The sequence below is a fragment of the Serratia sp. T13T92 genome, assembly GCF_047530105.1.
GTDB classification, from domain to species: Bacteria; Pseudomonadota; Gammaproteobacteria; order Enterobacterales; family Enterobacteriaceae; genus Chania; species Chania fonticola.
This window is the reverse complement of the sequence record NZ_JBLJAK010000018.1, coordinates 57596-78107: the sequence shown is the minus strand read 5'-3', so window position 1 is coordinate 78107 and position 20512 is coordinate 57596. Positions and strand designations below refer to the sequence as shown.

The window sequence follows — 20512 nt, the reverse complement described above, 5'->3', positions numbered from 1 at the left end:
CTCGGATTTTTTGATCTGAAATGCTTAAAGCGTCGTTTTATGTTGCATCAACGCTCGCCCCTGTACCATAGTCAGGCGCTAACCAGACAAGCTAAAATCACGCCGTTAGGCTAAACTTTAGCTCCACAACCTTAAATCCGATAAGTTGGGGAAACATCAATGTTCCAGCAAGAAGTGACTATCACCGCTCCGAATGGTCTGCACACTCGCCCTGCCGCTCAGTTCGTAAAAGAAGCCAAAGGCTTCGCGTCTGACATCACCGTGACTTCCAACGGCAAGAGCGCTAGCGCCAAAAGCCTGTTTAAGCTGCAAACTCTGGGCCTGACCCAAGGAACAGTAGTCACCATCGAAGCCGTTGGTGAAGACGAGCAGAAAGCCGTTGAGCACTTGGTAAAACTGATGGCAGAGCTTGAGTAATCGGCCCGTCTTTTTAGTTAACACCAGTCAAGAGTAAGGTAGGGTTATGATTTCAGGCATTTTAGTATCACCGGGTATCGCTTTTGGTAAGGCTCTCTTGCTGAAGGAAGATGAAATTGTCATCAACCGGAAAAAAATCTCTGCAGACCATGTAGAGCAGGAAATCTCACGTTTTCTGGCAGGCCGCGCCAAAGCGTCTGAACAGCTGGAAGTAATCAAAACCAAGGCAGGCGAGACCTTCGGCGAAGAAAAAGAAGCGATCTTCGAAGGCCACATCATGCTGTTGGAAGACGAAGAGCTTGAGCAGGAAATCATAGCCCTCATCAAAGACGATCTGGCGTCTGCCGATGCGGCAGCCTACACCGTGATCGAAGGCCAGGCGAAAGCGCTGGAAGAATTAGACGACGAATACCTGAAAGAGCGCGCGGCGGACGTGCGTGATATCGGTAAGCGTCTGCTGCAAAACATCCTGGGCCTGGCGATTGTCGATCTGACCGCCATTCAAGATGAAGTGATCCTGGTCGCGAAGGACCTGACACCGTCAGAAACCGCACAGCTGAACCTGGACAAAGTGCTGGGCTTCATCACCGATCTGGGTGGCCGTACTTCCCACACTTCGATCATGGCTCGCTCCCTGGAACTGCCTGCTATCGTTGGCACCAGCGACGTGACCACCCAGGTAAAAAACGGCGATTATCTGATCCTGGATGCGGTTAACAACAAGATTTATGTCAACCCGACGACCGAGGTGATTGAACAGCTGAAAGCGGTTCATACCCAATACGTCACCGAGAAAAACGATCTGGCCAAGCTGAAAGACCTGCCGGCGATCACGCTGGACGGGCATCAGGTTGAAGTCTGTGCCAACATCGGTACCGTGCGCGACGTCGCCGGTGCAGAGCGCAATGGCGCCGAAGGTGTCGGCCTGTATCGTACCGAATTCCTGTTCATGGACCGCGACTCACTGCCAACCGAAGACGAGCAGTTCTCGGCTTACAAGGCCGTTGCGGAAGCCATGGGCTCACAGGCAGTCATCGTCCGTACCATGGACATCGGCGGCGATAAAGACCTGCCGTACATGAACCTGCCAAAAGAAGAGAACCCGTTCCTGGGCTGGCGCGCGATCCGTATCGCGATGGACCGCCGGGAAATCCTGCACGCTCAGCTGCGCGCCATCCTGCGTGCTTCTGCTTTCGGTAAACTGCGCATCATGTTCCCGATGATCATCTCGGTGGAAGAAGTGCGCGATCTGAAGGGCGAGCTGGAAACGCTGAAAGCGCAGCTGCGTGAAGAAGGCAAAGCCTTTGACGAGAGCATTGAAGTGGGCGTAATGGTGGAAACACCTGCCGCGGCAGTGATTGCTCGCCACCTGGCGAAAGAAGTCGACTTCTTTAGTATTGGGACAAACGATTTAACCCAGTATACTCTGGCAGTAGATCGCGGCAACGAGCTGATTTCTCATCTCTATAACCCGATGTCCCCATCAGTGCTTGGCCTGATCAAACAGGTTATTGATGCATCTCACGCAGAAGGCAAGTGGACCGGTATGTGCGGCGAGCTGGCTGGCGATGAGCGTGCTACACTGTTGCTTTTGGGCATGGGGCTGGATGAGTTCAGCATGAGTGCGATTGCAATCCCGCGCATCAAGAAAATTATTCGTAATACCAATTTCGAAGATGTGAAGGCATTGGCAGCGCAGGCCTTGGAACAACCAACGGCACAGGATTTGATGAACTGCGTCAATAAGTTCATCGAAGAAAAAACGCTCTGCTAAAATTCCACGACACTGGAACGCCGCCCAATTTAATGCTTAGGAGAAGATCATGGGTTTGTTCGATAAACTGAAGTCTCTGGTTTCTGATGACAAGAAAGACATGGGCACTATCGAGATCGTCGCTCCACTTTCTGGCGAAATCGTCAATATCGAAGATGTACCGGACGTCGTATTCGCCGAGAAGATCGTTGGCGACGGCATTGCTATCAAACCTGCAGGCAACAAAATGGTTGCTCCGGTTGACGGCACTATCGGTAAAATTTTCGAAACCAACCATGCGTTCTCTATCGAATCTGATAGCGGCATTGAGCTGTTCGTGCACTTTGGTATCGACACCGTTGAACTGAAAGGCGAAGGCTTCAAACGCATCGCGGAAGAAGGTCAGCGCGTCAAGAAAGGCGATGTGATTATCGAGTTCAATCTGGCCCTGCTGGAAGAGAAAGCCAAGTCTACCCTGACTCCGGTGGTTATCTCCAACATGGACGAGATCAAAGAGCTGATCAAACTGTCCGGCAGCGTCACCGTTGGCGAGACCCCGATCATCCGCATCAAGAAGTAATCGCGGTTCGATCGTAAAAATGGCGCCTTTATCGGCGCCATTTTTTTATCCAGGACTTCTAAGCTCTACTGCGCTACCAGCGGCTCCGCTTGTAGCTCCTGTTGCTGTCTTTCACGCTCCAAGGCCAATACGCCACGATGTGACAGATAGCAGAACAAGATGCAGCACACCACGCCGCCCATCAGCAGATAAAAGCCTCCATGCCATCCCATGTTATCGACCATCACGCCAAACAGGCTGGTGCCCAGCGAGGCCCCAAAGATATAGCTCATAAAGCCACGCAGGCCAACGGCAGAGCCGACAGCAAAGCTGGGAACGATCTCCATCGTCTGTACCGAAGCCAGGAACTGTGGCACATAGATCAGGCAACCGACGATCGCGGCAAAGATGGTGACCATTAACAGCGAGTCACTCTTCCAGTAACCAATCAGACAGATGAAAATCATCACCATGCAGATCATCGCCAGCGGCATACGGCGTCCCTTGAACAGCTTATCCGACAGCCACCCAGCCAACAGTGTGGACGGGATCGCCGCCCATTCGAAGAACAGAAACGCGATGCTCATCTGCTCTTTGGAGAAATGCTTTTCGGTCAGCAGGTAGATAGGCAGCCAGCTGATCATGCCAAAGCGCACCATGTAGACAAATACGTCCACCAGTGACACGTACCAGGCATTTTTATTACGCAGGACATAGGTACAGAAGATCTGGAAGGCGCTCATATTATCCGGTGCCTGCTCCTGCACACCGGTTGTCATCCTGACGGTTTCTTCCGGCATCATTTGTTCCAAGGCAGGCAGACCTTCACTGCGCGGCGAGCCTTTACCCAGCCACAGAACCACCAGCGCAAACAGCACCGCCACGCCCGCAGGGACGATATAGCTGGCGCTCTGCCAGTGTTCACTGCCCAACACCGCAAAGGCCACGCCGACGATGGGGGCCACCACCCCGCCGCCGATATTGTGGGATATATTCCAAAATGCGCCAACGCGGCCGCGCTCACGACGTGGGAACCAGTTGGCGATGGTAATGAACGAAGGGCCTACGCCCATCCCCTGGAACAGGCCGTTACACACCACCAATGCGGCAAAGATCCAGAAGGCGGTGCTGAACCCCAAACCGACGTTGACGATGGCACACAGCACCAGGCCACAGGCCATAAACACTTTGGGATTGGCCTTATCGGCCAGGCTGCTCATCACCCCTTTGCTGATGCCGTAGGCAATCAGCATGCAACTGCTCAACATGCCGATCTGCGTCGCACTCAGATCCAGATGCTCTTTCAGGTAGGGCGTCGAAAGGGTGAAGTTGTTACGCACGATGTAATAGGCCAGGTAGCCCAAAAAGACGCTCAGTAACGCTTGCATGCGATAACGCTGGTAGGTTGCCTGCACCTGTTCTGGCGGAACACGCTTCGCCGCCGCGCTAGGTTTTAATAATGAAAACATGTTATTCCCCTGTGAGGTTTATCTGTACTGGCTCGATGCGCCTGCTATTTATTAATAACGCTCGCAGCGGATGGTGTAATTAATTCATTAATAAGACAAGCCCCGTAATATGTGTCAAAATTGACTCAAACCCAGAACAAATAAGCCCAATTTTGACCCATCAATTAACATTACCGTTATTAACCAAAAACCAGTTCGCTCACCTCCACGCGCTAGAGTGCCACAGCACTGCAGTTGCACACAAAGCCAGCCCACAAGTGGTGATGTTTTTGAAGGTGTTAACAGTATTGATAGTCTATCAATGGTAATATTCTGACTTCATCAACGTTATAACCCCGGCTAAATCCTATTGGTTGACGGAAAATATTTTTGTCCCAAATGTTTTGCGGGTTATTTTTATCGTTATTGCGATTTTATGAATAAGATCACAAACGATGAGGTCGAGGGAGAGTTTTATTATGCGTGCAACGCTCATTTTTACGGCAATGGCCTGCTGGCTGTTATCCAGTGTCGCCGGGGCCAAAAGAAATGAACTGGTGATGGCCACCACCTTTTCACCAGAGGCAACCGCCTATCTCATCAGCCGTTGGCAAGGTCAGCCGCAGTCGGTGGTCATCCGCACGCTGAACCGCACCAGCGCCTCCCTGGAACAACTGCTCGACAGCACCGGCAGTGACAACGTCGATCTGGTGCTGACCTCCTCCCCCATGCTGCTCCAGCACCTGCAACAGCATCAGCGCCTGGCAAACTATGAGGGTGCTCCGGAACAATCACAGCGGCTGGTGCCTGAACCTATCCGCAATACCGCCGTGGCGGTAGCCATTTCGGGTTTTGGCCTGCTGATCAACCGCACCAATCTGGCAGAGAAACGGCTGCCGCTGCCAGACGATTGGGACGATCTGACCGATGCCCGCTACCAGGGGGCCCTGCTGATGAGCAGCCCTTCCCGCTCGGATACCAGCCACCTGATGGTGGAGTCGCTGTTGCAACAGCGGGGGTGGCAATCTGGCTGGCAAACGATGTTATCGGCAGCCGGTAACCTGATCACCATCTCTTCGCGCAGCTTTGGCGTGGCGGATAAAGTCAAAAGCGGCCTGGGGTCCGTCGGGCCGATTATCGATAACTACGCCAATCTGCTGCTCGACGATCCGCATCTGGCCTTCCATTATTTCCCTCAGGCCGCGGCCTCCCCCACCTATATTGCCGTGACGAGCAATAGCCATTATCCCGCCGAGGCCCGGCGCTTTATTCAGTTCCTACTCAGCCCGCAGGGGCAGCGGGTCCTGGCCGATACCAGCACGGGTAAATACCCGGTGGTTCCGCTGCCGGCAGACAGCCCACGTTTCGCGCAGCAGCAAAAGCTGTTACAGCGGCCGCCGCTTAATTACTCGCTGATCCTGCAACGTCAGCGCCTGGTACAAAAGCTGTTTGATACGGCCATCAGCTTCCGCCTGTCTCAGCTCAAGGACGCCTGGAAAGCGTTGCATGGCGCTGAAAGCCGCCTCAAACGGCCCTTGCCGGAGATCCGCGCGTTGTTGACCGCTATTCCTGTCACCCAGGCCCAAAGCGAAGATCCGCAGTACCTTAAACAGTTTGCGGCACGTAGCGAGAGCGAGCAGCAGGTCATGGAATGGCAACTGTTCTTTCAGCAGCAGCAAAGAAAGGCCATCAAGGCGCTGGAAGAGTTAAAATGAGCCGTTTATTGCCGCGCTTCTTCAAACGCCTGACCATCAGCGCCTGTCTGCGGGGAGCGTTTCTTACCGGCGCGCTGCTGACGCTTACCGTCAGCGGCGTCAGCCTGTACTCCTGGCATGAGCAAAGCTCGCAGGTCCGCTATGCGTTGGATGATTACTTTCCGCGTATCCAATCTTCGTTCGTGATCGAAAGCAATCTGAACACGCTGGTCGATCAGCTCAATGAGTTTTTGCAGGCCGCCAATACCAATGCCCGCCTGCAGTTAAGAAATCAGATCGTCGGTCATTTGGAGCAAATCGAGCAGGCCAGCATGCAGTTGGATAACCCTGAACGTCAGCAAATTCAGGCGACGCTGGCAGAAAGCCGCCAACTGTTGGGCCGATTGGACAACGCGCTCTACAACATGTTTATCGCCAGGGAAAAGGTCAATGAGATCGCCGCGCGCATCAGTTGGTTACATGATGACTTCACCACCGAGCTGAATTCGCTGGTGCAGGATTTCAGTTGGCAACAGGGGGCATTGCTCGATCAGATGGAGACAGGCTCTGGCCAGGTACTCCCCCGCTTGCAAGCCAGTCTGCGCGAGGTGCAAAGTGAGCAGCAGCAAGTCTATGCCCTGGCACGCATTGAGAACCAGATCGCCGATGCTTTACGCGATCGCCTCAACGAGCTGCAATCTGGCAGTGAAGAACCTACTTCGGTTGCCGAGCATGTGCGTTACCTCGCCTATCTGCAAAAAACGGCCAACGAAAGTATGCAGGGGTTGCAGGCTCATCCCAGCACCATCACGCTACGTCAAACCATAGACGAACTACTGGAGACCGGCATCGCCGAAAACAGCATGCCCGCGGCGATGAAAAACTATCATCAGGCACAACGGGCACTTACGTTGGCTACTCAGGCCAAGGAGGCCACGCTTGCCCGCTTTCGCACGCAGTTGGAATCGCAACTGAGTAACAGCCACCAGCAGATGCAGACCTTTAACCATCGCCTGGAGCAGATCATCCGCGTCAGCGGCAGGCTAATTGTGATCGCCACACTGCTGGCGATGTTATTGGTGTATTTGCTCAATCACTATTTTATCCGTTCCCGCCTGGTCAAGCGTTTTACCCAGCTCAACCAGGTGGTGGTACGCATCGGCCTTGGGGAAACCAACGCAGCGATCCCGGTTTACGGTGGCGATGAACTGGGCCGCATCGCCCGTCTGTTGCGGCGGACCCTAGGCCAGTTGAACCAGCAAAAATCCCGGCTGGAGCAGGAGATCACCGAGCGTAAGGGCATTGAGCTGCATTTGCGTGCTACACAGGATGAGCTGGTGCAGGCCGCCAAACTGGCCGTGGTTGGGCAGACCATGACCACCCTGGCCCATGAAATCAACCAACCGCTCAACGCCCTGTCGATGTACCTGTTTACCGCTCGCCATGCGGTTGAGAAACAACAGCCCGAGGCGGCCACGCTGGCCCTGATTGATGCGCCGCGCGATAAATGTGCCCATTTCCGTAAGATAAATGGCATCACTGCGGCGTTTCAACATTCGCAAAAGAATTACAATCCTAGCGCGTTCTACCTCCCCTGAACATCCACCGGAAAATGCCAGAATTGCCTCGACAGTCTAACCCTTCAGATAAAATGACCTACACCTCTGGCTTAACTGGCCATCTAACATCAGGAGCCATCGAAACATTGACAGCTTTCACCGCTTTTTTGTAGTTCATCCACGTCGCCAGTTTTGTTTTGTCAGTTTCGCTAATATCGCCGAGCATCAACGCCACCCGCCAATCAGATGTTATTTCATCAACGAGAGCAAGAAGAGCCTGCTGCCGCAGTTTTGCAGACTCCACTAATTCCTGAGGGCTGAGTGTGGGCAAGGGCGGCTCATGGAACACCCCCCTATCATATGACCAACCAATGCCAACGGGCATATCATCGACGTTGACAGTAATATAATCGTTAAAGATGTCACTTTTCCCATCCCAGACAACGATATTTTCAACAACATCGCTTTTAATTAATGCGTAATTAGGCATTATGCAAACTCCTCAATAATCATTATCCCCGATGCGCCAGTACCACCTTTCATTGCAATTCCAGAATAAGCAGAGTCGTAAGCGCCTCCACCACCTGAACCTGGGGCAGCACCATTAACGCCACTACCAGCGCCAGCTCGGCCACCACCACCAAAATATGACACTCCCCCTTGACCTGTTACAGCTATGAGTCCCGATTGACCATCGCCCCCGTATCCACCTATGAGGCGTATATCACCACTAGTCGGCACCCCTCCTGCTCCTCCATTGGTATTTGAAACACCGGACTTGCCGCCTCCTTCACCACCTGGAGCTGAAAAGATTGTAGAAAATGAGGTTGTTCCACCATTTGAACCATTAGCTGCAGCAGCCCCACCGGTACCGCCGGAACCAATGACCAGGGGATAATTGGCGGCTCCTGTTAAAGTAAACATCGATATCACAGTCGCTCCCGCCCCCCCGCCAGCACCAAAATAGGTTTCATTGTTCGCTGATGCCTGGCAACCACCACCACCGCCTCCACCACCCGTCATCGTGATACGAATACGCTTTGCTCCAGGTGTCGGTGTATAGGTTCCTGACGAAGTGAACACTTTCGGGGAGCTGAGCAATCGGCCGACATAATTGCCATCGCTTAAACCTAAATTTTTGACAAACAGTATCGGGTCAGCAATATCTGCGCCGTTCTGGTCTTTGGCCAGTTTCTCTGCCAATTTCTTTAGCACCGTAGTGGCAAAGTTGGGATCATTACCTAGGGCATTAGCCAACTCTTTCAGCGTATTCAACGCTTCTGGAGCGTTGTCTACTAATGTTGCCAGAGCTTTGGCCACAAATTCCGTCGTGGCCAACTTTTTGCTGTTGTCGTTGTTTTCCGGTGTTGGTGCTGTCGGTGCTCCGGTGAAAGTCGGGTTAGCCTTCGGCGCGTACTGGGTATGAGGGTCTGCTGCCTCAATGTGTTTCTCAAGGTCTGAACCACCTTTTTCAACCTGTTGTTTCAGGTATGAAGTGCGGCTGGCCAGCTGTTTAGCCTGACGGTTAGAAATCCCGTCAGGCCCGCCCAGAACGGGGTCAGAGACCTCGATTTGGTAGACGCCTTCTTCCCACTGCGGGGTTTCAGGTAGGTTTGCCATAATTAACTGCTCCCGTGATTGTAGCTGCCGTCATAGTTGACGGTGTTGTTGTAGCGAATAGCGACAGACTGATACTCCAGGCTCGCCAGATGGCAACGCGCCGGTGCAAACGCAGCGAGTGTCTTTCGCAGCAACGCTGCCTGATCGTTGGTAATGGGTTGCTGAAGAATGACGCGGTAAACCGCCCAGGCCTCTGCATCACCATGGACATAGATACCGTTGTAAGTGTGTTTACCGTCGTAGCTGACTTGCCCTGTGCCTTCAATAAGGTCGACTTCACCAAAGCCAAAACGTCGGATGATCTCGCGGATTGACCATGGCGTCCCCTTGTAGCGATGCAGCTCAATGGCCGACTTGATGAGAGTTCGGCGCACATCATCCGACTCCGCCAGTTCCCAGCCATCACCGAACAAGGAGAACTGCTCGCCCAGCCAGGGCAGCGCGGAACTGTCAACAATGTCGACCAGGTAGACCATCAGTACGCTCAGGTCGATGTTGTCCAGCCGCCCGGCCAGTCTTCCCAGCGTTCTGAGGCTGATATCACCCTCAAGTGGTGGCGGGAGTTGTAGCGGCTCAGCCATCGGACACCCCGGTCATGTTGAGAGTGATCGCCGTACAGTTTGCCCACTCGCTTTCAGCAACGACCCTCAGCGCGGGTGTCACCAGTTCGACCTGATAGACCCCGGCAACGGACAGCACGCTGATAATCTGACTGGGGACAATATCGCGGCCCAAAGCTGCGGTACGGGACGCCACCCAGTTTTGTATGGCGCTGTTAGCGGCATCTTTTATCGAGTTGGCATCCTGGTCACGGTAGATCGTGATGTTGGCTTCGATGGTGTAATCCACCTGCACTGGCGTTTTAGCCCGCACGGTATCAGTAAGTGGCCTGACTTTTTCGTCCGAACAGAAACTCTCAACCAATGTGAGGATGCTGTCGTCCGGCAGGCCGGTACTGAGTAGCGGATACAGCTCTACTGTGCCCGGAACCGGAGAGAGCACGGCAACGTCGACGATATTGGGATGGGCCTGCATGGCATGAAAGCGGTATGCCTTACGGCTCCCGGCATTCGTGAACGATTCCGGGGCCAGTTTGATGCGCTCGCGCAGCCTGTCGTTGTCTTCCTGTTCTGAGCCGCCAGAACTGGCCGCCAGATTGGTCACCTGCAGGTCAACGTTATCAATCTCATCCAGCAACTGACTGACCTGCGCAGGTTGCCATCCGTTGCCAGCGACGCCCGGTTCGGTACAGGTGGCCGTGGTGTTGACCAGCAGCAATCCGGCCTTCAACACCACGTCCGTATCGGTGGAAAAAATAATGCTGTCGGAAGCACTGACGCGGGTACCAGCCGGGATCAGCACATCGATAACAAGAGCCTCCTCCACAGAGAACTGGAGTGGGATGGAGGCAGGCTGCGCGGCCAGACGGTACACACCGACCAGTTCACCGAGGTAATCAATCATCGGCTCACGGGCAAAGGCGACCAGATTCTGTTTGGCCGCTTCCTGCGCCGCCACCCTGACTAGCATTTCGCGGTAGGCCCACAGGTCAATCAGCAGGCGCTCGGCCTGAGCGGGATACAGCGTTTTACCGGTTGCGGCTTCGTACTGCGCAATCATTTCAGTCGTGATTGTATCGGCGTCGCGTTCAATAAAGTCGGGTTCTGTCAGCGCCATAGCAGCTCCTGAGTCCGGGCCTGTCCGTCTGAGCCTTTCCAGATCACCCGGAGCGTAAGATGGTCGCCGTCAACGGCGGGTTTAACCGACATAAGCTGGCAGCGAGGCTCCCAGCGGCGAATGGCATCGACGGACTCGCGCACCACATGTGGGATTGCACGGTCGATAGGCCAGTCGATATAAAGGTGCAGATTGCTGCCGAACTGCGGGCGATGTGGGTCGCTGCCGCGAGGAGTACGCAGGATGATTTGGATGGCCTGCCAGATATCATCCAGCCCCTGGACGATTTCGCCAGGGGCCTGCAGGGCCGGTTGCCAGAATACGGAGGTTGTTTTCATAGGGGCAGTATTGCCCCTGCGCGGGAACGCCGATATTAAAGGCGTTTAAGAAGATTCAGTGGGAGTGGTGGTTGGAGTTATCGCCGTCTGACAGCATGCTCCCGGTTGAGTGGGCGTTCCCTTCAATCTCGACGTTGCCCTGAATTGTCGCGGCAGCACCTTCACCGCCAGAGCCAGCCAAACCGCCCTCGTAAGTTAGCTTCCCCCTGACCAGCAGGTCGCCGGTCACTTCGGTCTGTTGTGCATCAATCGTGGCTTTCTGCGTTTTCACCATCACGTCAGCGCTGCATTCAATCACTATATGCTCAATCCCCCCCCGGATGGTGAGTGTATGGGAGGCGCGATTGTAGCTGAACTCAGCCCCGTCCGCGTATTGAGTACCGCGAACGTCTTTGTTGCCGAATGGTGGCTTATCGACGTCGGAATACACCGCGCCCAGAATGACCCCATCCTCGCCGTTGGCATCCAGCAGCACCTCAACCTGCTCCCCTACATCGGGGAGCCAGTAGTCTTTGTTGTTCTGAGTGTTGCGCTGCAGGACGTTGAGCCAGTTGGTGCGCATATTGTCACATTCAGGCAGGCGAACACGTGCCTGAACCTTGTCAGCATCCACGGCGCTGACCGTACCGATCTGACGGGTGACAACAGACATTATTTATCTCCCTTTATTACCGTGGATGTGGTGCCATCGTATTTGTAGACGGTCAGTTGCTGGGGTTTACCGGTTTTCGCACCTTTCTTCGCCTTGCCCTGCGTGACCGGCCCTCGTGCCACCTCCAGCTCAGTGGTGTAGCCGCTGTTGCGGTCAAACGCATGCCGAGCAGTGGTTATCAGCCATGGCCCGGATAACTGACCAAAGCCCACCAGTTCAACTTTGTTGCCCGCCGTCAGTTGGGGTGTCCCCATAAGCGTCAGGGAGCCGTTCTGCTGGTATTCGTTATGGCTGGCCAGCGCCGAATCTGCCTTGATCCGGGCGCTGTCCGGGTCGCTGACGCGGCTGTTGACCTTCAGTGAATCAGCGCTGGTGACTTTTGCCAGTTTGACCTGTTTGTCACTTTCACTGGTACCACCTGCAACCTCGTAGGCGATCAGCTTTTTATCGCTGCTCTTCTGGTGTTTCACCTTCGCGGACTTATAGACCCGGTTGATGGTGTCGCGCAGGGAAAAACGGGCCACATCCTGCGGTTTCAGTTGCTTAACCGGCTCCTGACCACGAAGCGTGGCCAGATGAGAGAAAATCAGCTGGTCGCTAACGACTTTCACCGCATAACCATACTCACTGGCCAGCCGCCGCAGGAAACCGACGTCCGTTTCAGCGTACTGTGTTACGCGGTCAATTTTGATGGACTCAACGCTGCCAACCAGCTTCAGCTGATGCTTTTTGGCAATACGTCCTGCAATGGCCGCCAGCGTGGTGCTCTCAAAACCACGACTGGATTTAGTCCGTAAAGCGTTATTAACCGACGTGGCCACGCCCCGAATGGCGACAACAGATGCGGGCGAACTCACCTCAAGCTCGTCAATCGAGAAGGTACCGCAGGACAGCAGTTTCTCGCCCTGATAGCCCATCTTTAGCGTCAGCGTGTCACCCTTGCCCGGATACCACTTATCCAGCCAGCGACCATCGGTGTCGTCCAGTTCCACCTCAATGGTGTCGGACTCGCTTTTGATGTTGTCGCTGTAGGTCACGCGGGTAACATAAGGTGCGATATCACTGGTGATGTTCTTTTGCAGATACCACAGGGTGAACACCGGACTCAGCACACCGCTGACGCCGGTCAACGCTGATGTAGCCTGTGTAGTGCTGTTTACCTCAGCCATGGGGCAATATCCTCTTCTGTACTGGCATCGGTAGCCTCGATAACCGGGATCAATAGCAACAACCCGGAGGGCAGCACTGGTGTTATGGCCACATGCGGGTTAGCGGCGATAATTCGGGGATAACCCAGCGGGTCGCCATAGTACTGCCATGCGAGAGCGTCCCAGCGCTCTCCGTCACGGGTGACATGTTCAAGAAACATCACACACTCCTCGCCAGAATTTTGGCGGCCATGGTGCTTAACCCCGGCGACATCCGGGTAAAGGTGGTACTGGCGGAGTTCAACTGACCCGAAACCGCATCCAGCGCCGCCGCGATATTGCTGCCGTCCACACCGTTCAACGAAGACTGCGCCTGCTGTACATACGTGGCCGCATCACTGGTAGCTCTGGCCAGACTGATGGCATCAGGCATGGATTCTGAGAGCGCATTAAATGCCGGAACGCTTTGACCTAACGCCCCGGACACGTTGCCCAGTCCGCTCATCAGCCCCGGCACGCGGGTCAGCGCGACGGCGGGGTTATCCTTCATTTTCTGCGCCACCCGAACGGCACTGATGGTGGTCTGGAGAACGGACTGCGCCTGTTTGGCATAATTGACGCCGTCGCGGACGTACTGTGCCACCCCCGAAGGTGAAGGAACGGCACCCGAAACCGCCCCGACGCCGGGAACTTGCGTGCGTATTGCAGGCGGCTTCAGCGGACTCTTTGGATCGCCGATATACTCCCGCAGCGATGCAGTTGCGTTGACGGCCAGCACATTGCCAGTGCTGTCGGTCTGTTCGCTGGTCGCGGTCACGTCGGTAATGACGAACCAGCCACGATAGTCACCATTCCCGAAGACCAGCGCCAGCGCCTGATGGGCTTTCATGGCCGTTCGCAGGCGTGCCAGCTCGACGTCGGGCACACAATAATGCTGATGGAAGACCAGGCTTATCTGGATTTCGTCCAGCTTATCGCCGACGAACTGCAGGCCGGGCTTTCCTTCGATGCGGGCATGTTCGGCATAATCGACGCCGAATGTCGCTTCGAAGCCGTCCCAGTAGGTAATCAGTTCAAACTCAATATCACCCAGTACCGCAAACATTATTCGTACCCCCGACGTTGTTTCTGAGCCATAAGGCGCTCCAGCATTTTCTCCAGCTCATGCAGGCTCATATTCAGTGCGCCGGTAAGCCCGGCAGGTGCGGCAGTCTCTTTGCCATTAAGGTAAAACTGGGGATTAAAGCTGACCTGAATACCACCAGACGCTCCGCCACCAGCAGCAGCTGCGCCACGACCTGAATAACCCGCTGCCATGATTTCCGGCGATGGGATGCGGGGAATATCCGGTGTCATTTCGGTGGCAAGACGCTGACCAGCGAGTGCGGCCAGGGGCGTGGTACGCTGCAGGCCGATAGCGGCCCCCTGGCCTATATTGTCGCCGAAGCCCATAAATACGCGGCTCGGAGAGTGAATACCCAGGGTTTCTTTAAACCAGCCCGAAATGGAGTTGCCGAAGTTAACGATGGTGTCTTTCGCTGCCGACAGTTTATTACCGATGCCGTTAACGAGACCACTGATCAGATTGCCGCCGAAGTCGGTAAAGTTTTTCGGCATATCGACGCCAAACCAACTCATTACCCCTGCAAAGGCTTTATAGAACAAGCCTAGTGGAGACCAGTTAACAATAAGTTTGCTGACCCCAATGATCCCACCGTTGAAAGCTGCTTTAACATTACCCCACAAACCAGTAAACCAGCCTGATACGCCATTCCATGCCGACTTGATACCACTCCATGCATTAGTGAACGCAGAGGTTACCTGCGCCCACATTCGCTTAAAGAAAGCAGAAATTGGCCCCCAGTAGCGGTAGATCAGATAAGCAGCCATGGCTACGCCAGTGATGATTAGTCCAATGGGATTCATCAGCAGCGCCCGACCTATGAAGAGAACGGCACGACCCGCGAGCATTAGTCCACGAACCAGGCCACCACCGAGCACGCGGGCCAGTGTTCCGGCTCCTTTGGAGGCAGTGCTGAAGCCGGTCACCAGCCAGCGGAGTTTGCCACCTTCACCCAGTGCGAGCGATAGCCGAAGCCAGTTGGCCCGAAGGAGCACGGCGTTTTTCCAGACATTGACGAAAGGTGAGATAAGAAGATTCAGTCCGAGCTTGAGGCCGATGGTTGCCATCTTGAACGCAAGTAATGCACCGATTACCTGAATCGTACCGCTCACGAGTTGCGGATTAGCCGCGATCCATTTTCCAACGCTGTTCATTAAGGGGATGAACGTTTCCACCAACTGGATCAAAGCCGGGCGTAGTGATTCACCGATGCTAATAGCCGAGTCGTTAAAGCCAATCTTCGTTCTGCGCCAGCGCCCTTCGAGCGTATCATTCTGTTTCGCTGCATCCTTGTCCAACGTAGACATTGCAGAAGGAGTATTCATTTCCTGCTTGTTAGACTGGTATTTATCCCAGCCCTGACGCATTGACAGCAGATGGTTGACGGTCTGAATATCGGTGAAGACTTCCGCCAGTCCAAATGACTCCATCAGCTTCTGCTGGCCTTCCTGATCGCCCCTTGAGCCAGCAGCTTTCCATTGTTGTACGAATGCCTTGCCTTTACCGTCGATAAATCGGTTGGCAATCATCAGAGAGGCTTCATATTGAGAGAGACCCTGGGCTACATAGTTTTGCATTGATCCCTGGTAATCCACACCAGCCTTAGCGTATTTCTGCGTGGTATCTCCACGTCCCATTGCTGCCAGCCAGTTGGACATATTGGTGACGGCTTCTTCCGCTGAGCCGCTGCCTTTACCCACTTCCAGACTGGCGACAATCTGGGTTATGGCGTCTTTACCGTAAATACCACGGGCAGCGAAGGCTTTGGCCATACCCGGCAGTGCCTTCGCCATATCTTTCAATTCAAACGAGCCGAGCTTAGCCCCGGTCGCCGCAATCCCAAACGCCTGCTCCAGCTCTTTCGCATCAGTAATTTTCAGCGCATCGCTGAATGCATAGGTCATTTTGGCGAGGTCGGTCATATCAGCTTTGGTGGCCGTGGCCGCTTTACCGAGCATCCCGGCAAAGGTCGCTGCCTGTTCCGGATTCATGCCATCGGCAACCAGTTGACCAACGCCGCCCAGCAGGGATTCCTGGAGCTGATTGACCTGCAGGGATGCCCGACGAATGGCAGTACCAATGGCATGTTCCTGCCTTGAATCCAGATCACCGGTAACACTGATATCGCGTAGCTGAGATTCAAACGATGAATATTGTTTGACAGAGGCCATGACCGGTGCGCCCAGCGTTCGGGCGATGCCGTAAGTCTCTGCCCCCTGACCATAGAGCGCCATGCGGTTGGACTTGAGCGCATCACTGGTTGCTGACACCGCCGACAGACGGCGTTGCTGCCGCTCAATCTGCTCCATGGTGCGCCTGACACGCTGCAGATCGCTATTAAGACGGTTAGCCTGAGAGGAACCCAACTGGCCATAGCGAGCCATGGCTCGGGTTAGCGCGTCCTGGCGTTCCTGGAGTCGGCGAGAGGTATCACCGAGGGAATCCAGCGCACGACGGGTGCCGCTAACGGCAGAGCGAAAGCTGCTCCCGACTATGCCGCCAATAATAACGCCAACTGAAAAGTTACTGACCACGGGGGATCCTCAGATTACGTAATAAAGGAAGAAAGATGCGGATAGGGGGCGAACTAAGCAAAACAGCCGCGAAAGTGCGGCTGTCTGGGTTACGATTTGTCGCCGTACTCGCTCTTGATTTGCTCTTCAGCCTGCTCCAGCCACATCTCCAGATCGTCAGTATCGAGGGCATCAATCTCCCCCGGCTGAAACCTAAACCACCTCGCCAGCAGCCCCTGTGCCTGCATCAGCGTCCTCGTTGCTCTTGCCCAGCCCAGTGACTTGCTGAAATCGTTTCTGCAACTCCATGTAATCGGCAAGATCCATATTATCGAGGTCTTCCGGGAGAATACCGGTACTACGGGCAATCAGCGGTTCGTCCCAGTCAGCAGGGTCTTTACTGATTTTGCGCACCTGCTTCAGGTCTTTGACCGTGAGGCGCTTCATTTCAACCTGCTCAACTCTGGTGCCTGCGGCGGTGGTAAACGGATAAGCCAGTAGAAAAACGTTGGATTTGGTATCTGACATGTTCATGCTCCTGTGTAAGTTCAGAGCAGTATGTCCAGTTGTGGGGGCGACAGATATTAAAGGGGATTAAGAAGAAAGGGGCCGAAGCCCCTGTTATATCAGTGAGTGCGAAAGCCCTTGCAGTTGCGCAGGAACGCAATGATAAGCGCCTTTCCTTCGGCTTTACCTATACCAGTGAACCAGTGATCGGGTGGCGTCCAGGCTTCAATCAAATCAGCCAGCTTACGGGCCTTTGAGCGGGTACAGTCAATAGGGTCATTGGTTTTACGGATATTAAAAAGGTTTTCCACGCCCGGAATATCCAGAATGGTGAACCAGGTACCATTCCCCATGCCGATAGAACTGCAGTTCCCGCCTTTGTCTTCAATCTCGACGGTCACCGTCAGCCCCCGATATTAATGCGGTAGTCAGTCAGCTGGTCAACGCCGCCGACACGGAAGATGTTGGCCAGATAGTCCAGCTCCAGCAATTCTTCACCGTCCAGTACCTGTTTGATGTACGTGCAGGTGAAGCTGCTGGAGAACTCGGCGTTCTCATGCTGTTTGAATGTCCCCAACGGGTTCTTCTTGAACATGATCGTCAGGAAGGTGACCAGCGGGATTTCATCAATCAGTCCCTGTGAGCTGTAACGCTGCACGCTGGAACGGCACTGCAGGGCCAGTGATTTATACGGATTAGCGGCTGACAACATGGCATCGCGATAGAAGCTGTTCCACTTGATCTCGCCTTCCATTTTGTCGAAACCTGCCGGGAGTTCCACCTTGCCTACCATCCCCAACGCTTTGTGCTCCTGCATGGTCATGGACACATCAGGGAGTTTGACCTCCTCAGCCCGACCCAGCAGGTTAGCGCCATCCAGATAGATGTTGGCATTGGTGATGCGGTTGATCTCAATCTTGGCCATCAGCTATTTCCTTTCAGGGTGAGCAGGTATTCCGAGGTGATCTCGGTCTCAAACGTCAGTCGCTCCAGCGGCGGTGGCGGCGTGTATTTGTAGCTCAGTAGCAGGTGACCGGCGGCCAGCTCCGTCTCTTCGTTACGGGCAGGGTCAAACCAGCATTTAAAGCCCAACAGCGCACCGTCGCCAATCATTTTCCGGCCATAGGCGTTGACCGATTCCGTCAGCGCATCAATCAGTGCCTGGGTGATCGGCATATCAATGTACTGCTGGCTGAAGTAGCGCAGGGACTCGTTGATCACATCGCCGGTGCGGCGCACATTCTCAAAGTTGCGCATATGGGTCACCGTTGGCCATGCGGCAGTGCGGTTCCCCCACAGACGCAAACCACTGCCATAGCTGCTGAAGACCGTAGTGATGCCCTGTTCGTTGAGCAGGTTCACTTCGCTCTGCGGGTCATCAATCATCGCCGACAACTGACGTTCCACGCCGGTGATGCCGATGATTTCCTGGTTGGATGAAGACCACCAGTAGCCCTTATCCAGGTCAACTTTGGCACGCAGCCCGGCAGCTCGCTGGCTCAGCGGCTCCAGTCGCTCGCTGTTGGTGGTTGCGTCGTACACCTTGACGTGCGGATAGCACAGACGGACACGGTCGGAGCTGGTATTGAAGTTAATGGTGCCTTCCGGGCCACGCCCCGTCAGTGCCTGCGCAAAGGTGGTGCCAATCGGTGCGTCAATGTAGGTCAACGCCCCCAGCTTCTCAGCCATGGCGATAAGCTCAACAGAGACGCTGTTCTGGGTGCAGAACACTGGGGCGATCAAGATTTTGGCAAAGTAGACGAACAGGTTAAAACTGTCGTTCAGCAGCTTCATCCCGGTGCGATTGCCTGCTGCGTTGACAGCGCCAATGATATCGGCAGGCGTGACCTTGGTCGGGTCAGCGTAGTTGTAGCTGGCTTTCACCGTAGCGCCCGCTGCAATGCTTTTACCGAGGTTGCTGATCACACCGGTCTGCGCGTCGAGCAAGTAATCTTTGCCTTCCACGTAAGGCTGACCATCGCTGGCAGGCTTCAGCACCAATGCCGCAACCACTGGATTTGCCAATCGGGCCTTGCCGCTCGCTTTATCAAACGTCACATCCTCGTCGGCCACAGCAGTTTTATGCACTGCTGGATCGAGCACGTTGATCACCAGAACGGTGCCTGCACCGTGGTCGTAGATGGCATCCAGCGCCTGCGGAATGGTAAAGCCGGTAAGCTGGTTACCAAATGCTGCCGCATCTTTCTCAGACAGGCACTGTACTAACGTATTGACGTCACCCATCGGGGCGGTACCAATCAGACCAATAACAGCAGACTTCACCGTCTTAACCGGGCGGGCACCGTTTTCGACCTCAATGGTTTCGACGCCGTGCAGATAGTTAGCTGCCATGGGAGTCCTCCGTTTTCACATCGTTGTCGCCACCGTTTTTGCGCTTTGGTAACTGAGGCGCGGGTGTGCTGGCGGGTTTGGTTTCTTCAGGTACCGGCGTCAGGTGCTTCAGCGCCACCAGAACCGTCACATACTCATGGTTCTCTGGAAGGGAGACGTTCTTCCCCGGCCAGAGCAGGATTTCGGTTCCGTCCGACAGCGTGACGCCGCTGGCCGGGCCGAAATAGCGGTATTCTTTCATCACTCGCTTTCCTTATAATTCACTTCGGTTAACAGCGGGCCGGACGGTAAATCGCTGTCTTCGATAAAGACGCTTTCAGTTGCAAAGTCGAGGGCGTACTGCCACAGCCCCTTGTCTTCCCCGATAAACACCTCACGGGTCAGCCAGATACGACGGCGGCAGTTCGGCGGGGTATAGCCTCCGAGGATGCGGCGTATAGCATCGAGCACGTCTATCGCCCCACGCTTGCCGTTGAGCTGGCGAAAGACCACCGTAACGCACAATTGGATGGTCTGGGGCTGTAGCACCGCACCGATATCATTGGGTTTATCGAAGCGTGACCCGGCGTAGCTCACCAGCAATGCGCCGACGGCATGATTGAGGCGATATTCAGCCGGTTTCTCAGGAAAATACTCCACCGGTAGCTGGGGAAGTTTCTCTTTGAGGCGGGCCAGGACTGCATCAAGGACGGGCAGAACATTCATCAGTATTTCTCCAGCAAACCATCACGCCCGCCAAAAGTGGGACGGCGTGCCCGCGCCCGGATTTCACCGGACTCAGGCACATCTTTCTGGGTGGACTGCAGCCCCAGCGTGAGCTTCCCATCGCGGATAGCCTCCAGCTGACGCCGGGCCTCTTTGTTGTCATCCTTGACGGTATCGGGCAGATCGCCTTCCGGGCGGCGGGCGTACAGCCGGTAACGAGACAGCGTGATGGCAATATCCCGCAGAACGGTCGGCACTTCCGTCAGCGGCAGGGTGTAACGCCCGCGCAGGTGAGCATCAATCAGTTCGCCTGCATAGCGGGTGCAGCTATCAACTACATCTGCGTTAACCGTGGCGGGGGTGTCAAAATCCATCTCCTCGTTGGTCAACTGGATAAGCGTCCGCTCCGGTATCTGCTCCAGCAAGTCCGCCAGGGTGCAGTACATG

At 54.8% G+C, this 20512-nt stretch carries 22 protein-coding genes and 1 pseudogene; 5 read left to right on the top strand and 18 right to left on the bottom strand.

Features of this window, described 5'->3' with window-relative positions:
• The first annotated feature begins 159 nt into the window (after positions 1-159).
• Genes ptsH through crr form a run of 3 tightly spaced genes read left to right on the top strand, consistent with a single transcriptional unit; the run spans position 160 to position 2750 of the window.
• Positions 160-417 carry a phosphocarrier protein Hpr gene (gene ptsH / locus ACMV5I_RS17340; protein WP_021178688.1) on the top strand — a complete coding sequence of 86 codons (258 nt, stop codon included), beginning with the start codon at positions 160-162 and terminating at the stop codon, positions 415-417.
• Positions 418-463: 46 nt separating this feature from the next.
• A complete protein-coding gene (gene ptsI / locus ACMV5I_RS17335) occupies positions 464-2191 on the top strand; it encodes a phosphoenolpyruvate-protein phosphotransferase PtsI (protein ID WP_024484478.1) in 1728 nt (575 codons plus the stop codon).
• A gap of 49 nt (positions 2192-2240) precedes the next feature.
• Complete coding sequence (gene crr / locus ACMV5I_RS17330; RefSeq protein WP_021807057.1) at positions 2241-2750, top strand: PTS glucose transporter subunit IIA; 510 nt, start codon at positions 2241-2243, stop codon at positions 2748-2750.
• 65 nt (positions 2751-2815) lie between these two features.
• On the opposite strand, the gene pgtP is transcribed toward crr, so the two are convergent.
• Positions 2816-4198: a phosphoglycerate transporter PgtP gene (gene pgtP / locus ACMV5I_RS17325; protein ID WP_414824932.1), complete on the bottom strand. Its 1383-nt coding sequence runs from the start codon at positions 4196-4198 to the stop codon at positions 2816-2818.
• 458 nt (positions 4199-4656) lie between these two features.
• Here pgtP and ACMV5I_RS17320 point away from each other — a divergent pair, with 458 nt between their 5' ends.
• Both ACMV5I_RS17320 and ACMV5I_RS17315 read left to right on the top strand, forming a co-directional pair.
• The gene (locus tag ACMV5I_RS17320) at positions 4657-5892 is read left to right on the top strand and encodes an ABC transporter substrate-binding protein (protein ID WP_284122667.1); all 1236 of its coding nucleotides are present in this window, start codon (positions 4657-4659) and stop codon (positions 5890-5892) included.
• Positions 5889-7367: pseudogene (locus ACMV5I_RS17315) on the top strand (HAMP domain-containing protein); the annotation flags it as partial. The gene ACMV5I_RS17320 and the pseudogene ACMV5I_RS17315, both read left to right, overlap by 4 nt.
• 160 nt (positions 7368-7527) lie before the next feature.
• Here ACMV5I_RS17315 and ACMV5I_RS17310 read toward each other — a convergent pair.
• The 17 genes from ACMV5I_RS17310 to ACMV5I_RS17230 form a co-directional block, all read right to left on the bottom strand.
• Positions 7528-7920: a tail fiber assembly protein gene (locus ACMV5I_RS17310; protein WP_414824931.1), complete on the bottom strand. Its 393-nt coding sequence runs from the start codon at positions 7918-7920 to the stop codon at positions 7528-7530.
• Positions 7920-9050 carry a hypothetical protein gene (locus tag ACMV5I_RS17305; protein WP_414824930.1) on the bottom strand — a complete coding sequence of 377 codons (1131 nt, stop codon included), beginning with the start codon at positions 9048-9050 and terminating at the stop codon, positions 7920-7922. The genes ACMV5I_RS17310 and ACMV5I_RS17305 overlap by 1 nt, the downstream gene beginning before the upstream one ends.
• 2 nt (positions 9051-9052) lie before the next feature.
• Positions 9053-9631 carry a phage tail protein I gene (locus ACMV5I_RS17300; RefSeq protein WP_414824929.1) on the bottom strand — a complete coding sequence of 193 codons (579 nt, stop codon included), beginning with the start codon at positions 9629-9631 and terminating at the stop codon, positions 9053-9055.
• Positions 9624-10727, bottom strand: a complete 1104-nt coding sequence (locus ACMV5I_RS17295) for a baseplate J/gp47 family protein (protein ID WP_414824928.1) — start codon at positions 10725-10727, stop codon at positions 9624-9626. The genes ACMV5I_RS17300 and ACMV5I_RS17295 overlap by 8 nt, the downstream gene beginning before the upstream one ends.
• Positions 10718-11065, bottom strand: a complete 348-nt coding sequence (locus ACMV5I_RS17290; RefSeq protein WP_414824927.1) for a GPW/gp25 family protein — start codon at positions 11063-11065, stop codon at positions 10718-10720. The genes ACMV5I_RS17295 and ACMV5I_RS17290 overlap by 10 nt, the downstream gene beginning before the upstream one ends.
• Positions 11066-11120: 55 nt before the next feature.
• Positions 11121-11717 carry a phage baseplate assembly protein V gene (locus tag ACMV5I_RS17285; protein WP_414824926.1) on the bottom strand — a complete coding sequence of 199 codons (597 nt, stop codon included), beginning with the start codon at positions 11715-11717 and terminating at the stop codon, positions 11121-11123.
• Positions 11717-12886, bottom strand: coding sequence for a phage late control D family protein (locus tag ACMV5I_RS17280; RefSeq protein ID WP_414824925.1), 1170 nt, complete (start codon positions 12884-12886; stop codon positions 11717-11719). Before ACMV5I_RS17280 ends, ACMV5I_RS17285 begins: the two co-directional genes overlap by 1 nt.
• Positions 12874-13086, bottom strand: coding sequence for a tail protein X (locus tag ACMV5I_RS17275; protein ID WP_168216494.1), 213 nt, complete (start codon positions 13084-13086; stop codon positions 12874-12876). Before ACMV5I_RS17275 ends, ACMV5I_RS17280 begins: the two co-directional genes overlap by 13 nt.
• Entirely contained in the window at positions 13086-13970 is an 885-nt protein-coding gene (locus ACMV5I_RS17270) for a phage tail protein (RefSeq protein ID WP_414824924.1), read from the bottom strand. The genes ACMV5I_RS17275 and ACMV5I_RS17270 overlap by 1 nt, the downstream gene beginning before the upstream one ends.
• On the bottom strand, positions 13970-16522 hold the full coding sequence (locus ACMV5I_RS17265) for a phage tail tape measure protein (protein WP_414824923.1): 2553 nt from the start codon (positions 16520-16522) through the stop codon (positions 13970-13972). Before ACMV5I_RS17265 ends, ACMV5I_RS17270 begins: the two co-directional genes overlap by 1 nt.
• Before the next feature lie 192 nt (positions 16523-16714).
• Positions 16715-17029 carry a phage tail assembly protein gene (locus tag ACMV5I_RS17260; protein ID WP_414824922.1) on the bottom strand — a complete coding sequence of 105 codons (315 nt, stop codon included), beginning with the start codon at positions 17027-17029 and terminating at the stop codon, positions 16715-16717.
• A 98-nt stretch (positions 17030-17127) separates the two neighbouring features.
• Positions 17128-17409 (bottom strand): hypothetical protein, encoded by a 282-nt coding sequence (locus ACMV5I_RS17255; RefSeq protein ID WP_414824921.1) that lies wholly within the window; start codon positions 17407-17409, stop codon positions 17128-17130.
• Between the two features lie 2 nt (positions 17410-17411).
• A complete protein-coding gene (locus ACMV5I_RS17250; RefSeq protein ID WP_164079462.1) occupies positions 17412-17936 on the bottom strand; it encodes a phage major tail tube protein in 525 nt (174 codons plus the stop codon).
• Positions 17933-19360, bottom strand: coding sequence for a phage tail sheath subtilisin-like domain-containing protein (locus ACMV5I_RS17245; RefSeq protein ID WP_414824920.1), 1428 nt, complete (start codon positions 19358-19360; stop codon positions 17933-17935). The genes ACMV5I_RS17250 and ACMV5I_RS17245 overlap by 4 nt, the downstream gene beginning before the upstream one ends.
• A complete protein-coding gene (locus ACMV5I_RS17240; RefSeq protein ID WP_414824919.1) occupies positions 19350-19601 on the bottom strand; it encodes a hypothetical protein in 252 nt (83 codons plus the stop codon). Before ACMV5I_RS17240 ends, ACMV5I_RS17245 begins: the two co-directional genes overlap by 11 nt.
• Entirely contained in the window at positions 19601-20065 is a 465-nt protein-coding gene (locus tag ACMV5I_RS17235) for a Gp37 family protein (RefSeq protein WP_414824918.1), read from the bottom strand. The genes ACMV5I_RS17240 and ACMV5I_RS17235 overlap by 1 nt, the downstream gene beginning before the upstream one ends.
• A complete protein-coding gene (locus ACMV5I_RS17230; RefSeq protein WP_414824917.1) occupies positions 20065-20511 on the bottom strand; it encodes a gp436 family protein in 447 nt (148 codons plus the stop codon). Before ACMV5I_RS17230 ends, ACMV5I_RS17235 begins: the two co-directional genes overlap by 1 nt.
• Position 20512 lies beyond the last annotated feature (1 nt).